Annotated in this window: 13 protein-coding genes; 7 read left to right on the top strand and 6 right to left on the bottom strand. The window is 71.6% G+C overall.

Annotated features, from left to right (window positions below; translation table 11 throughout):
* Positions 1-78: 78 nt before the first annotated feature.
* The 3 genes from QWI33_RS23485 to QWI33_RS23475 form a co-directional block, all read right to left on the bottom strand.
* The gene (locus QWI33_RS23485; RefSeq protein WP_289959391.1) at positions 79-267 is read right to left on the bottom strand and encodes a hypothetical protein; all 189 of its coding nucleotides are present in this window, start codon (positions 265-267) and stop codon (positions 79-81) included.
* 61 nt (positions 268-328) lie between these two features.
* Entirely contained in the window at positions 329-2,218 is a 1,890-nt protein-coding gene (locus QWI33_RS23480) for a hypothetical protein (RefSeq protein ID WP_289959390.1), read from the bottom strand.
* A 158-nt stretch (positions 2,219-2,376) separates the two neighbouring features.
* Positions 2,377-3,345 carry a sulfite exporter TauE/SafE family protein gene (locus tag QWI33_RS23475; protein WP_289959389.1) on the bottom strand — a complete coding sequence of 323 codons (969 nt, stop codon included), beginning with the start codon at positions 3,343-3,345 and terminating at the stop codon, positions 2,377-2,379.
* A 233-nt stretch (positions 3,346-3,578) separates the two neighbouring features.
* Here QWI33_RS23475 and QWI33_RS23470 point away from each other — a divergent pair, with 233 nt between their 5' ends.
* The 3 genes from QWI33_RS23470 to QWI33_RS23460 all read left to right on the top strand — a co-directional run bounded on the left by QWI33_RS23470 (position 3,579) and on the right by QWI33_RS23460 (position 6,357).
* Complete coding sequence (locus tag QWI33_RS23470; RefSeq protein ID WP_289959388.1) at positions 3,579-4,079, top strand: DUF1269 domain-containing protein; 501 nt, start codon at positions 3,579-3,581, stop codon at positions 4,077-4,079.
* Positions 4,080-4,188: 109 nt separating this feature from the next.
* Entirely contained in the window at positions 4,189-5,361 is a 1,173-nt protein-coding gene (locus QWI33_RS23465) for a PP2C family protein-serine/threonine phosphatase (protein WP_289959387.1), read from the top strand.
* A 48-nt stretch (positions 5,362-5,409) separates the two neighbouring features.
* Positions 5,410-6,357, top strand: a complete 948-nt coding sequence (locus QWI33_RS23460) for a DUF4232 domain-containing protein (RefSeq protein WP_289959386.1) — start codon at positions 5,410-5,412, stop codon at positions 6,355-6,357.
* 120 nt (positions 6,358-6,477) lie between these two features.
* Here QWI33_RS23460 and QWI33_RS23455 read toward each other — a convergent pair whose 3' ends face one another.
* Together QWI33_RS23455 and QWI33_RS23450 are read right to left on the bottom strand one after the other, a co-directional pair.
* Positions 6,478-7,152 carry a copper chaperone PCu(A)C domain-containing protein gene (locus QWI33_RS23455; protein WP_289959385.1) on the bottom strand — a complete coding sequence of 225 codons (675 nt, stop codon included), beginning with the start codon at positions 7,150-7,152 and terminating at the stop codon, positions 6,478-6,480.
* A gap of 253 nt (positions 7,153-7,405) precedes the next feature.
* The gene (locus QWI33_RS23450; protein WP_289959384.1) at positions 7,406-8,995 is read right to left on the bottom strand and encodes a cation:proton antiporter; all 1,590 of its coding nucleotides are present in this window, start codon (positions 8,993-8,995) and stop codon (positions 7,406-7,408) included.
* A gap of 111 nt (positions 8,996-9,106) precedes the next feature.
* Between QWI33_RS23450 and QWI33_RS23445 the strand changes: the two genes are divergently transcribed.
* The 4 genes from QWI33_RS23445 to QWI33_RS23430 all read left to right on the top strand — a co-directional run bounded on the left by QWI33_RS23445 (position 9,107) and on the right by QWI33_RS23430 (position 14,117).
* Positions 9,107-11,155 (top strand): MDR family MFS transporter, encoded by a 2,049-nt coding sequence (locus QWI33_RS23445; RefSeq protein ID WP_289959383.1) that lies wholly within the window; start codon positions 9,107-9,109, stop codon positions 11,153-11,155.
* 305 nt (positions 11,156-11,460) lie between these two features.
* Positions 11,461-12,357: a dihydrodipicolinate synthase family protein gene (locus QWI33_RS23440; RefSeq protein WP_289959382.1), complete on the top strand. Its 897-nt coding sequence runs from the start codon at positions 11,461-11,463 to the stop codon at positions 12,355-12,357.
* 11 nt (positions 12,358-12,368) lie between these two features.
* On the top strand, positions 12,369-13,370 hold the full coding sequence (locus QWI33_RS23435; protein WP_289959381.1) for a proline racemase family protein: 1,002 nt from the start codon (positions 12,369-12,371) through the stop codon (positions 13,368-13,370).
* A gap of 54 nt (positions 13,371-13,424) precedes the next feature.
* A complete protein-coding gene (locus QWI33_RS23430) occupies positions 13,425-14,117 on the top strand; it encodes a GntR family transcriptional regulator (RefSeq protein ID WP_289959380.1) in 693 nt (230 codons plus the stop codon).
* A 66-nt stretch (positions 14,118-14,183) separates the two neighbouring features.
* Here QWI33_RS23430 and QWI33_RS23425 read toward each other — a convergent pair whose 3' ends face one another.
* Positions 14,184-14,477 (bottom strand): hypothetical protein, encoded by a 294-nt coding sequence (locus QWI33_RS23425; protein ID WP_289959379.1) that lies wholly within the window; start codon positions 14,475-14,477, stop codon positions 14,184-14,186.
* Between the last annotated feature and the right edge of the window lie 75 nt (positions 14,478-14,552).

The raw sequence follows: 14,552 nt of genomic DNA, 5'->3' as shown, positions 1-14,552 counted from the left end.
GGAGCGTGCCGGCGAGGGGCGCTCCCGGTTCTGAGACTAGTCAAGGGGTGCTCAGTGGTGGGGCCGAACGGTCGCGGCTCAGTCCTCGTCGCTGGAGGAGCGGGCCATGACGGCGAAGCCGATGACGATGGCGGCCAGCAGGATCACGGCGACGAGCAGGGTGTCGACCGCGAACAGGGTGTTGAACAGCTGGGCGAGGACGGGGGCGAGCATGGCGAGCAGGGCCGCCAGTGCGATCCATCTCGCGTTGCGGCGCATGAAGTCCATCGAGGCTCCTCCCGGGGGTTGCACCGAGCCTACGGGAGGGGCCGGGCCGAGTCCGGGCGCGTCAGTTCGTCCGCGTGTTGGGCAGGTGGTCGCCGAGGTAGCCGATCCAGACCTTGCCGGTGGCGCCGCCGGCGTCGTCGAGGAAGTGCATGCGGGGCGCGGGCGAGCCGACCTGCTGGAGTTTGATGTGGGCGGGCATGTAGACGCGGCCTGACGGGTCGATCTCGGTGGGCACGCGGAAGACCCTGGCGCGGTGGTACTTCGGGTTGCCGGAGACCGAGTCGGACTCCTTCATGGAGACCATCGTCGGCGTGATGGCGGGTGCTCCTGGGAGCGGGCGGGCGCACCAGTCGTAGAAGCCGCCGGTGAAGCGGGCGTCGGCGCGGGCGGCGGCGTAGGCGTCGAGGGCGCGCAGGGCGTCCCAGGTGCGGCCGGTCCAGCGGCGGCGCTGGCGCGGGTACATGACGTCGAGTTTGGACACTTCGGTGTCGAGGGCGTCGGGGAGGTCGAGGTGGCGCAGCTGCTTGCGGGCGCGCTGGACGACCTCCATGAGGCTCTCGGCCTCCCAGCAGTCGTCCTGGTCGGCTTCGGTCTGGACGCCGTAGACGGGGTCGGCGTGCTCGGCCAGGCGGCTCTCGAGCCAGCGGATGCGGTCCTGGGCTTTGCGTTCGCACTCCTGGAGTTCGGTGTAGTCGAGTTCGAGCTGGTCGTACTGGCGGCGGAGGCGCTCGAGCTCCTGGCTGGGGGCGCGGACGGCGAGGAGCCCGGCGGACTCGACGGCGCGGGTGAGGGCGTCGAGGTGGGCGGCCATGGTCTTGATGAGGACGGTGGTCTCGGTGTCGCCGCCGCGGGCGAGGTCGACGAGGGCGTCGAGGACGCTCTCGTCGAGGCGGTCGGCGAGCTTCGCGGCGATGTCGTCGGCGAGGCCGTCCGCGGGTTCGGGTTCCGGTTCGGGCGGGGTAGTCATTTCGGGCTGCGGTGCCGGTTCCGGCTGCGGTTCGGGCGGCTCCTCCGGGGTGCTGAGCGACTTCGGTTCGGAGGGCGCGGCGGGTCTGGGGATGCGGGGGCCGCGCGGGACGGCTATCGCGGCGGGACTGGGCGGGGCGGCGTGGAGTTCGCCCGGCGGGAGCGTCCCGGCGAGCACGCGGGCGATCCGCGGTTCGGTCTGGCGTATGTCGGTGGGCAGCGGCCGGTGGACGGAGAGCTCGACGACGCCTTTGACCACCACTTCGAGTGAGCGCACGCCTTGGTCGCGTATCGCGCCGCCGCCGCGGGGCTGGTGGCGCATCGCGTAGGTCTCCTCCCCCGGGCGCACGCCGGGCAGGTAGGTGCGCAGGCCGCCGCCGAAGACGCTGAGGTCGCCGCCGAGCCAGGCGTTGAGGTCGTCCTGGGTGCGGGCGTCGTAGAGGCGGGCGACGAGGGCGACGCCCGCGAGGGACTCGGCGAGGTGGTCGGCGCAGGCGGCGACGAGGTTCGGGTCGCTGCGGTCGACGGTGAGGACGATGACGGGGACGCCCCGGTCGGGGCGGGCGAGCCAGCCGGTGAGCTCCTTGACCTCTTCGGGGCCGATGAGGTGCGGGCCGGCCTCGACGGGGACGACCCCGTCGGTGGCGCGGCCGGTGGCCAGGAACGCGGGCATGAAGCCGGGGGCGGTCACCGCCGCCTGGTCGAGGTCGCCTTCGACGGTGACGCGGACCCAGCCGGGCGCGCCCTTGCGTCCGGCGGCCCAGGTGGCGGTGGTGCGGAGCCGGCCGTCGCCGGTGGGGCCGTCGTGGGTGTAGCGGCCGCACAGGTCGTTGTCGGCGAGCGCGGTGCGGGTGCGGCCCTTGGCGTGCTCGAGGACCGGGCCGCCGTCGTCCTGGACGCCGGCCCAGGCGGCGAAGCACCGCCGCAGCCGGGGCCCCAGCCGGGGCCCTCCGTCTCGGAGCACAGCTTGGTAGAACTGCGTCATTGCGCCTCCAACGGTCCAGGTCACGGCCACGTTGAGGCAACATGCTACTTGAAGTTCATCTTCGCGTCGTCCCCCAAATCCAATAGGGACGGTTGCGTTCGCACAGTGGGAACGCGAGCGGCCCGCACCCGGAAGGGCGCGGGCCGGAGGCGATCGGTTCAGGCGGTCTCGGCGGCGGGGGCTTCCGTGCGGGCGGGCGCCTCGGCACCGGGGGCCTCGGCCTCGGGATTGTTGGCCTTGTCCAGGACCGGCCCGCCGACGTCGCGCTCGGCGAGGTGCCGGCGCACCGAGTACCAGACGGCCGCGATCCAGACGACGGCGATGGCGATGTAGACGGCGAGTGCGACCCCGGCCGGGGCGTCGATCCAGTCGCTGCGCAGCAGCGTCCGGGAGTTGGTCAGGACGATGACGCCGCCGACGGCCGAACCGAGCACGCGCGGCGGGATGTGGCGGACCAGCCAGGCCGCGATCGGCGCGGCGATGAGGCCGCCGGCCAGCAGCACGCCGACCCACGCGAAGTCGATGCCCGCGCTGCCGATGCCGACGATGAAGCCGGCCGAGGCGGCCAGCGCGACCAGGAACTCGGAGGTGTCGATGGAGCCGATGACCTTGCGGGGCTCGATGCGGCCGCTGGCGAGCAGGGCGGGCGTGCCGACCGGGCCCCAGCCGCCGCCGCCGGTGGCGTCGAGGAAGCCGCCGACGAGGCCGAGCGGGGTCAGGAACCGCTTGCGCAGCGGCTTGCCGAGGTTCTTGCGGTCGAGGCCGCGCACCGTGAAGCGGATGAGCAGGTAGAGGCCGAGGGAGAGCAGGATGATCGACATGACCGGGGCGGCGACCTCGGTGGAGAGCCGCGACAGGACGGTGGCGCCCGCGAAGGCGCCGATGGCGCCGGGGATGCCGATCTTGAGGACGACCTTCCAGTCGACGTTGCCGAAGCGCCAGTGCGCGGCGCCGGAGGCGAGGGTCGTGCCGATCTCGGCGAGGTGGACGGTGGCCGAGGCGCTGGCCGGGTTGGCGCCGATGGCGAGGAGCAGCGTGGTCGAGGTGACGCCGTAGGCCATGCCGAGGCTGCCGTCCACGAGCTGGGCGGCGAGGCCTACGAGGCCGAGCAAGACGAGGGAGCGCACTGGGGAGCCTTCCGAGTGATGACCGGAACGATTTCTCTACCAAATCTATGGGAAATATAGATTGAACGTCGGGTGAGCGTCAACCGCCGGTCCCGCCAGGCGGGAACGCCATGTCAGGACGCCCCCCGCGTCGCCCCGGACCAGGGTTTGCGGGCATTTCCCGGCGGAGGCGCACGAACGCGGACAGAATCGGGCGAGACGCCGCCGACGGCGGCCCGCAGAGAGGAAGACGCATGAGCAAACTCATCGCCGTGGCCTACCCGGACGTGTCCACCGCGCAGACGGTCCTCGGCAAGATCGCCGACATGCAGAAGCGCGAGATCATCAAGCTCGACGACGCGGTCGTGGTCGAGCGGCGCGAGGACGGGAAGGTCAAACTCCACCAGTCGACCTCGCTGGTCGGCGTCAGCGCCACCGGCGGTGCGCTGTGGGGCGGGCTCATCGGCCTGCTGTTCCTCGCACCGCTGCTCGGCATGGCCGTGGGCGCGGCCGCGGGGGCCGCGGGCGGGGCCATGTCCGACATCGGCGTGGACGACAGGTTCATGAAGGACCTCGGCACGGAGCTCAGCCCGGGCTCCGCCGCGCTCGTGCTCCTCGTCCGCTCCATGACCGAGGACAAGGTCGTCGAGGAGCTCCACGGCCAGTACCAGGGCAAGCTCCTCCAGACGAACCTCTCGACCGAGGAGGAGGACCGCCTGCGCGACCTCATCGAGGCCGCCAAGTCGCGCACCTGATCGGCGGGCACGGAGCGGACGGGAGCGGCCCCCGTCCGCTTTCGCCGTCTCCAGACCCGTTTTCGCTGTTCAGGAGGCGGGTCCACGATGGGCCGCTTACGCTCTCCCCGTGAGCAGGACCAGCCGCGGCGGCGCCGAGATGCAGGGCTACTTCAGGTCCTATGTGCCGTCCAAGAACCCCTGGAGCCGCCTGGCCGACGGGCAGCCCGGCTCCGTACTGGTCCTGCGCCTCATGCCGTACCTCCTCGTCGCCGTGACCTTCCCGATCGCGCTCCTCGACGACACCGCCGCCGAGTACGCCGACTTCACCGTGGTCCTCCTGCCCGCCTTCACCGCCCTGGTCAACGGGCCCGTCGCGACCTTCGGGTCCACGCTCCTGGTCGTCGCCGTCATCAGCGTCGGCGAGGACGCCCTGGGCCTGCTCCCCTACCCCGAGTCGAGCTGGTCGGACGTGCCGCCGGTCGCCGTCATCGGCATCGTCTGCACCGCACTGGCATGGGTCCGGAACCGCATGGTCATGCGCCTGCTCGACATGACGCTCGTGGCCGAGGCCGTCCAGACCGCGATCCTGCCCGAACTGCCCTCGCACGTGGGCGGCGCGCGCGTCGCCGTCGCCTACCGGACCCACCAGGGCAGCCCCGGGCTCGTCGGCGGCGACTTCTACGAGGTGCAGGAGACCGACCTCGGCATCCGCGCCGTCGTGGGCGACGTCCAGGGCCACGGCCTGACCACCGTCCACCTCACCGAGGCGCTGCTCGGCACCTTCCGGGAGCGTTCGCTCGACGACCCCGACCTCCACACCCTCGCCGCGCGCATGGAGCGCCGCGTCCGCATGCACAACCGCGGCCGGGGCGAATGGGAGCAGTCCTTCGCCACCGCCGTGCTCGTGGAGATCACGCCCCGCTTCGACACCATCCGGGTCGTCCTGTGCGGACACCCCGCCCCGCTGCTGGTCCGCGGCTCGGCCCAGCCGCTGTCCGCGCGGCCCATGCCGCCCCTCGGCCTGGCCGACTTCGCCCTCCAGCGCACCCAGATCCGCGAGGCCACGCTCATGCCCGGCGACCTGGTCGTGATGTTCTCCGACGGGTTCATCGAAGGCCGCAACGCCGCCGGGGAGACCTTCCCGGTGATCGAGCGGATCAACGCGCACGTCGCCTCCGGCATCCGCGACCCCGACCGCCTCCACCGCAAGCTCAAGGCCGACTTCCAGAGCGGCGGCTACGAACGCACCGACGACCTCACGGTCCTCATCATCCAGGCCCCCGGTGCAACCTCGCGATAGGTCCTTCGCGTTAGGCAGGAGGAACCCCGAACCACCGAAGGACACCGCATGCCACGCATCTCCCGGCCCCTCGCGCTCATCGCCGCCGTCCTCGCCCTGGCGGCATCCGGGTGCGGCGTCGGCGACAGCGGCAGCGAGGCCGCCGCGGCGACCTCCACCGAGTGCGACGAGCACGGCGTCCAGATGTCGCTCACCCCGACCGGCGCGGTCGGCGACCGCACGTTCATGGCGATCGGCCTGGTCAACTGCGGCGAGGCCCCGCTGGTGCTCGACAGCATGCCGCAGGTCGGCGTCTTCGGCGGGAACGTCGTCGCGCCCCGCGACCACAACGCCCCCGAGTCGGTCACCGTGGACCCGGGGCAGGGCGCGATCGCGCCGCTCTCATGGGAGGCCGCGACGCACACCGGCGACCTGCTCGAGGTGGACCGCTTCCTCATCAACGCCCTCCCGGTCTACGCCGCGTACGAACTGGACCTCGCCGAACCGATCGAGCTCAACGCCGACCACGTGCTCGACCTCGGCGCCTGGCAGCTCACCGGCGTCCCGGCGGCCACGCCTGAGGAACCGGTGGAGCCGGCCACCGACCGGCCCGAGGAGCCGCAGTGCCCCGAGGGCTTCCACGTCACCGTCACGCAAGGCAGCGCGGCGATGGGCCTGCGCACCAGCGGGATCGAGCTCGTCAACTGCGGCACTGAGGACATCGCGATCAACGGCTACCCGGTCGTCGAGATCCCCGGCTTCGACGTCGCCGTCCGGCACGGCTCGGACACGCTCCAGGACCCCGGACCCACGCCGATCACCCTCGCGCCCGGGGAGTCGGTGAGCGCGGGCATGCTGTGGCGCAACCTGGTCGAGGCCGGCGACGTCGTGAACGCGACCGAGATCAACGTCGGCTACGCCGAGGGCTCGCCGCTGGAGACCGTCACCCCCGAGGCCTCGATCGACCTGGGGACCACGCGCGAAATCGAGGTCACCGCCTGGCGCCTGTCGGAGTAGCGGCCCGCCGACGGATGCGATCGGCGGTTCGGAGCCGCCCGGCACCCTCAGCCTCGGTTCGCCTGCACGGCAATGGCGGCGGCGCTCAAGCGCCGCCGCCATTCGTGTTCAGAAGTGGCGCTATTCGGCGCCTTCCGCATGGCCCGGTTCGAAGTACGAGCGGGACGGGGCCACTTCCGGCGTGCCGACCGGCAGGTCCACGGTGACCGCCTCGCCGTTCGAAAACACGAACGTGACCTCCACGGTCTGGCCCATGGTCAGCTTCTCCTTCAGCCCGTCCAGGAGGAGGAAGGAGCCTCGGGTCGGCGCCAGGCGCACGAACGAGTCCGGTGCGATCTCGATCGTGAAGTCGCGCTCGCCCTCCAGCGTCGGCGAAGCCGGTTCGCCCTCGGGTGACGCGGACGCCGAAGTACCGGCGGTCGGCGAGGTGTCGGCGGTCGGTGAGGACGCATCGCCTTCAGGGGTCTCCGAGGCCGCGGCCGAAGGCGTCTCGGACGCATCGGCATCGGGCGTCGCCGACTCGTCCGGGGCAGGGCTCGACTCGTCCGGCGCCGGTGTCGACTCGCCTTCCCCGGGCGTCTCGCCGGCGACCTCGGTCGCGAGGACGACGGCCTCGGCGTCCGGACTCGTCACCGCTTCCAGCGTCACCGGCTCGTCGCCCTGGTTGTCGATCCAGATCCGCAGCGGGGCCTGCCCGCCCGCGAGGTAGAAGCCCCGCTCGCCGAAGTCCACCTGCATGTCGCGCAGGGCCAGCGTCCCCGCGTCCACGTCGATTCCCGAAATCGCCGGCGCCATCTCACTGGTCTGGGCGGACCGACTCGCCCCGCAACCGGCCACGGCCAGTGCCACTACCGCCAGGGCCGCGGCCCACCGGACCCCGGCCGCCCCCGCGCTCGCTTCTCGTCTCTCCACAAGCGCCACCTTAAGGGCGGGAAGGCGCCGCGCCCGGCCGCGACATACCGGGCACCCCGCTCTCGCTTCCCAAAGCACTCCGGGTGCCACGTGACATATCACATGCCACATGGCATCCCCGGAACGATCACGACGGTCAGGCCGAGCGGCGGCGGGTCACCGCCCGGTGGTCGAGGGCCGCGAGGACGCGGTCGACCAGGACCGGGTCGTGCCCGGGCGAGGACCGCAGCTGCAGCACCCGCGCCGTGGCGGCCGAGAGCATCTCGCCCTCGATGCGCTGCAACGTGTCGAAGCGCTCGGCGAGGCGCTCGGTCTCGGGGTCCTCGCGATCCTCGACCATCGCGGTGATCTGCGCGGCCCGGTGGTCGAAGCGCCGCTCCATCGCCGCCGCCACCTCGTCGTCCACATCGTTGTGCTCGCGGCGCAGCTCCCGCAGCCGCGCCGATGCCGCCTTCCCGGCCTCCTGCATGAGCGACCGCAGCGCGGCGGTCTCCTTCTCCGCGTCCGCACGCACCCCGAGGAACGCGATCAGCCCCGGCAGGGTCAGGCCCTGCGCGACGAGCGTGGCGAGCACGACCACCACGGACAGGAACTGGATCTGCTCGCGCCCTGGGAACGGCGAGCCGTCCGCAGTGAACTCCGGGATCGCCAGCGCGGTCACCACCGTGACGACACCGCGCATCCCGGCCCAGGCGGTGACCACCGCCAGGCGCGGCTGGTTCCCCAGACTCGTCCAACCGATGCCCCTGCGCCCCAGCACGATCGCGATGGCGAGCCAGAGCGCGCGGACGGCGATCACGGCGCCCGCTACCGCCAGGGCCTTCCACAGCAGTTCGCTCACGCCGGAGCCCACGCGATCGATGATGTCGATCAGCTCCATGCCGACCAGACCGAAGGTGAGCGCGATGAGGCCGGTCTCCAGCACGTCCCACACCGAGCCCTGGACGAGCCGGCCTTCGAAGTCGTCCGGGTCGTTGGACCGGGCGACCAGGTAGAACGCGGCGCAGATGACGGCCAGCACGCCGGAGGCCTTCACCGCGTCGGCGAGCAGGTAGGCGATGTAGGGGGCGGTGAGGCCGAGGGCGGTGCGGACCCGGCTGTCGGCCACGGCGGAGCCGAGCTTGACGAGGCACCAGCCGACGCCCAGGCCGATCACCGCGGCGGCGACCGCCGAGTACGCGAACAGGCCCGCCGTCCACAGTGCGGAGACCGAGCCGGTGACGACGCCGATGACGGCGACGTTGTACAGGGTGAGGGCGGTGACGTCGTTGAACAGGCCTTCGCCTTCGAGGATGGTCACGAGGCGGCGGGGCAGGCCGAGTCGGTCGGCGACGGCGGTGACGGCCGCGGCGTCGGGCGGAGCGCAGATCGCGCCGAGGACGACGGCCGCGCCGACCGGCAGGACCGGGCTGATCGTGGCGGCCAGGGCCGCGACCGCCGCGGTCGTGACGAAGACGAGGAGGACCGCGAGGAAGAGGATGGGCCGCCAGTTCGCGGCGAAGTGGCGCCAGGAGGACTTGCGGGCGGCGGCCCACAGGATGGGCGGGAGCAGGATCGGCAGCAGGTGCTCGGGGTCGAGGTCGAGCGCGGGTATGCCGGGGACGAGGCCGAGGGTGAGCCCGTAGAGGCAGATGAGGACCGGGGCGGGGATGCGCATCCATTCGGCGGCGGCCGTCAGGAGGAGCCCGCCGACCGCGAGCGCGAACAGGATCGCGACCAGTTCCATGCCACCTCCGACGCAGGGGACGCTCGATGCTCGGGCACACCCTACGCCCGCCAGGTCAGGATCGGGCGCAGTCAGCCATGGCGGCGTCGATTTGCGGCTATCGTGCCCGTTATGGCCACTGTCGACACTCCTGAGCTCGCGGATGCCGCCGAACCGGCGCCGCCCGTGCTGAGCAAGTACCGGCGCAACCTCGTGTTCGCCACGATCATGCTCGGCATGCTCATGGCGGCGCTGGACCAGACGATCGTCTCCACGGCCCTGCCGACGATCGTGGCCGACCTCGGCAGCCCCGGGCACATGGCCTGGGTGGTGACGTCCTACCTGCTCGCCGAGGCGATCGCCGCGGCCGTGGTCGGCAAGTTCGGCGACATGTTCGGGCGCAAGGCGATCTTCCAGATCAGCGCGGTCGTGTTCGTGGGCGGCTCGGCGCTGGCGGGGTTCAGCAACGACATGATCTTCCTGATCGTGTCGCGCGCGGTCCAGGGACTGGGCGCCGGCGGCCTGATGGTGACGGCGATGGCGCTCATCGCCGACGTCATCCCGCTGCGCGACCGCGGCAAGTACCAGGGCGCCATGGGCGCGGTGTTCGGTGTGACCACTGTGCTCGGACCGACGCTCGGCGGCCTGTTCACCGACCACCTGTCGTGGCGGTGGTGCTTCTATGTGAACCTGCCGATCGCGGTGGTGATGATCGCGATGGCGGCCGCCACGATCCCGCGGGTGCGGTCGGTCGTGAAGCCCGTGATCGACTACCTGGGGCTGATCCTCGTCGCGGCCGGCACGACGCTGCTGATCCTGGCGCTGGAGTGGGGCGGCGACGACTACGCGTGGGACTCGGGGGTGATCCTCGGGATGTTCGCCGGTGCGGGCGTGGCGATCGTGCTGTTCGTGGTGGTCGAGCGCCGCGCGGCCGAGCCGATCCTTCCCATGGCGCTCTTCGCGAACCCGGTGTTCACCGTCAGCTCGATCCTGAGCTTCATCGTGGGCTTCGCGATGCTCGGGGCGATGACGTTCCTGCCGACGTACCTGCAGTACGTGGACGGGACCTCGGCCACCGTCTCCGGGTACCGGACGCTGCCGATGGTCGCGGGCATGATGGCCATGTCGATCCTCTCGGGTTCGGTGGTCAGCAAGACCGGCCGGTACAAGATGTTCCCGATCCTCGGCACCTTCATCATGGGCGTCGGGCTCTACCTCATGTCGACCATGGGCACGGACACGAACATGTGGCTGGAGTCGCTGTACATGCTCGTGTTCGGCAGCGGCCTCGGCCTGGCGATGCAGGTGCTGACGATCGCGGTGCAGAACACGGTCCCGTACGCGCAGATGGGCGCGGCGACCTCGGGCGTGACGTTCTTCCGCACCTTGGGTTCGACGTTCGGCACCGCGATCTTCGGCACCCTCTTCACCAACCACAGCACGCCGCTGCTGGCGGCGGCGTACGCGGAGTCGGGAGTGGACCCGGCCGTCGCGGCGAGCCCCGCTGCGCTGCACGAGCTGCCGGACGCGGTGATCGCACCGATCATCCAGGCCTACGCCGACTCGATCGACTTCGTGTTCTTCTGGACGGTGCCGGTGGCGGCGGTCGGGTTCGTCGTCGCCTGGTTCCTCGTCGAGCGGCCCCTCCACGATGCGACGCGCGGACGCGCGGCGGACATGGGCGAGGGCTTCGGCGCCCCGGACCCGGCGCCGTCGGAGGAGCGGCTGGCGCGGATGATCGCCGACGTCATGCAGCGCGAGCGCGAAACGGTGTTCACCGAGGTGTACAAGGCGACCGGCAGCCTGCTCGACCGGGCGGACGCATGGGCGATGCGCCAGGTCTACGTGCTCGATCGCGCCGGGGAGGACGCCACCGTCCGCAAGATCGCCGCCGCCCACCGGGTGCCGCCCGAAGTGCTCATGCCGGTGTTCACGCAGGCGGTCCGCACCGGGCTCCTCTTCGTCGACACGGGACGGCTGCACCTGACCCCGAGGGGCCGGTCCGAGTTCGAGCGCTTCATCGCCGTGTGGCGGCGCTGGCTCGACGCGCACCTCGACGACTGGGACCTCGCCGACCCCGAGGACCGCAAGGTGTTCGACAAGGCCGTCACCCGCATCGCCCGCGCGATCACCACGGAGGAGTCGCAGGATTGGAAGGAGCACGCGGCCGTCTGGTCCTGAACGCGCGGCAGACGGTGACGGCACCGTTGCGAGGCCGCTTGCAGGCGGCGCCTGCGTGCGCGGCTCGGTATCCGAAGTCCCGCAGGCGATGCCCTTGGTCGGGTCCCGAACGGGGCTCCGGGTGTTCGCTCGCCGGCCCGCGGTCGGTCACTCCCCGTTGCCGGCAAACCCCGCCGCCCATTTATAGTATGTGACATATTACTGATGTTGCAGGGTGCGCGGCCGCTACCGCCGCCAGCCGCTGCCGGGCCGCCCAAAGCGGTTCCGGCAGTACCATGTCACACGTCATCGAGATTGGAAGCCCCATGTCGGCACCCGAATCGCGCCCCTGGCGCGGCGTCTTCGTCGCCACCGCCCTGCCTTTCAACGACGACGGGTCGGTCGACTTCGCGGCCTTCGACGAGCACTGCGCCTGGCTGGTGGCGAACGGGTGCGACGGCGTCACCCCCAACGGCTCCCTCGGGGAGTACCAGACCCTCACCGAGGCCGAGCGCGCCGAGGTCGTCGCCACCGCCGTCGCGGCGGTCGGCGGCGAGCGCGTCATGCCCGGCGTCGCCGCCTACGGCGCCGCCGAAGCCCGCCGCTGGGCCGAGCAGGCCCGCGACGCCGGGTGCGGGGCCGTCATGCTCCTGCCGCCCAACGCCTACCGGGCCGACGAGCGGTCGGTGATCGCCCACTACGAGGAGGTCGCCAAGGCCGGCGTGCCGATCGTGGCCTACAACAACCCGATCGACACCAAGGTCGACCTCACCCCCGAGCTGCTGGCGAAGCTCCACGCCGAGGGCCTCATCCAGGCCGTCAAGGAGTTCTCCGGCGACGTCCGCCGCGCCTACCGCATCGCCGAGCTCGCCCCCGGCCTCGACCTGCTCGTGGGCGCCGACGACGTGCTGCTCGAGCTCGCCGTCGCGGGCGCCGTCGGCTGGGTCTCGGGGTACCCCAACGCCCTCCCGAAGTCCACCGTCGAGCTGTACCGGGCGGCCGTTGCAGGCGACCTCGCGACCGCCCTGCCGCTGTACCGACAGCTGCACCCGCTGCTGCGCTGGGACTCCAAGGTCGAGTTCGTGCAGGCCATCAAGCTCTCGATGGACCTCGTCGGACGCAAGGGCGGCCGGTGCCGCCTCCCCCGCGTGCCGCTCCAGCCCGAGCAGGCCGCCGAGATCCGCACCGCCACCGAGCAGGCCCTCGCGGTCGGGCTCGCCTAAGAGGAGGACCCATGCGCAGCAGGCTCGTGCTCCAGACCGTCGAATCGCACACCGAGGGCATGCCCACGCGGGTCGTGACCGGCGGCGTCGGCGCCGTCCCCGGCGCGACGATGATGGAGCGGCGCAACCACTTCCGCGACCGCTCCGACCACATCCGCCAGTTCCTGATGAACGAGCCGCGCGGCCACGCCGCCATGAGCGGGGCGATCCTCCAGCCGCCGACCCGGCCGGACGCCGACTGGGGCGTGCTGTTCATCGAGGTCTCCGGCTACCTGCCGATGTGCGGGCACGGCACGATCGGGGTGGCGACGGTCCTGGTCGAGACGGGCATGGTGCCGGTGACGGAACCGTGGACCACCGTCCGGCTCGACACCCCGGCGGGCCTGGTCACCGTGGACGTGCAAGTCGAAGATGGTGCGGCGAAGGCCGTCACGCTAGTCAACGTGCCGGCGTACTCGGTCGGGCTCGACCGCACCGTCCACCTCGAAGACGGCCGCGAGATCCGCTACGACCTGGCGTTCGGCGGCAACTTCTACGCGTTCGTCGACCTCGACGACCTCGGACTGCCCTTCGACCGGGCCGCCAAGAACGAGCTCGTCGCCGCCGGGCTCGACATCATGGCGGCCGTGAACGCGGAAGCGGAGCCGGTGCACCCGCTGGAGCCGTCCATCCGGGGCCTCCACCACGTGTACCTGACCGCGCCCGGCTCGGACGCGAAGCACTCGCGGCACGCCATGGCGATCCACCCCGGCTGGTTCGACCGCTCCCCTTGCGGGACGGGCACTTCCGCGCGCATGGCCCAGCTCCACGCCCGCGGCCTGCTCGACCTCGATCAGGAGTTCGTCAACGAGTCGTTCATCGGATCGCGCTTCACCGGCCGCCTGCTCGGCGAGACGGAGGTCGCCGGCATCCCCGCTGTCGTCCCGTCCGTCACGGGCCGGGCGTGGATAACCGGTACCGCTCAGTACACGCTCGACCCCGACGACCCCTTCCCCAGCGGTTTCATCCTCTGAGTCCTCCCGCATACTGTGACGCGCCACGTGTGACATACCACTGAGGAGGTCCTGATGCCAGCTCGAGCCGGAGCCGCGCCAGTCGTCGCGATGTCCCTGCCCGAGATGGGCGGGCGCCGCACCAGTTACCGGGAGCGCATAGGCGAGGCCCTCCGGGCCGCCGTCATCACCGGGGATCTCGCGCCGGGCAGGGTCTACTCGGTGCCGGTCCTCGCCGAGCAGTTCGGCGTCTCCGCCACCCCGGTGCGCGAGGCGATGCTGGACCTCGTCAAGGAGGAGCTGGTCGAACCGGTGCCCAACAAGGGCTTCCGGGTCAAGGTCGTCTCCGAGGCACAGCTCGACGAGTACACGAAGCTGCGCGAGCTCATCGAGATCCCGACGACCGCGGCGCTCGCGACGACCGCGGACCCCGCCGACATCGAGGCGCTGCGCCCGCTCGCCCAGGCCATCATCGACGCCGCCGCCGAAGAGGACCTCATCGCCTACGTCGAGGCCGACATGCGTTTCCATCTGGAAATGCTCGCGCTCTCGGGCAATGCGACCCTCGTCGAGACCGTCCGCAACCTGCGCCAGCGCTCGCGGCTGTACGGCCTGACCGCGCTCATGGAACTGGGCGAGCTCGAGGAGTCGGCCGGGGAGCACATGGAGATCCTGCACGGGCTCCTCACCCGCGACACCGAGTACGTGCGGCAGGTGATGGAGCTGCACCTCAGCCACGTCCGCGGCTCCTGGGCCCAGCCTTCCTGACCGAGCAGCGAAGAAGCGGCCGCGGGCATCGCGCCCGCGGCCGCTTCGCATGTACTTGCGGCTGCGTCAGTGGTCGTCCCAGTGCCCGGCATGAGCGGCGTGGCGGTGGCCGTCGTGGGCGTAGTCGGTGTGGTCGCCGTGGGCGACCGCGAGGTGCCCGCAGTCCTTGCCGTGCTCGTGGGTGTGCCCGTCGTGGACGTGGTGGCCCTGCGGCTCGCATTCGTCGACGTGTCCGTCGTGGACCTTGTGCATGTGCCCGTCGTGGGCATAGTCGGTGTGGTCGCCGTGCGGCACCGCGGTATGCCCGCAGTCCTTGCCGTGCTCGTGCGTGTGCGCGGCGTGTTCCTTGTGCGCGGCCATGTCGCCGCCCTCCTCAGTGTCTCCCCGTTGCGAGCCTGCGCGAAGGCGCGGCTCAGTGTCACCGTAGCGTCCCCG

It is taken from the genome of Glycomyces tritici (genome assembly GCF_030403505.1).
This window is presented reverse-complemented; position numbering and strand designations above follow the sequence as displayed.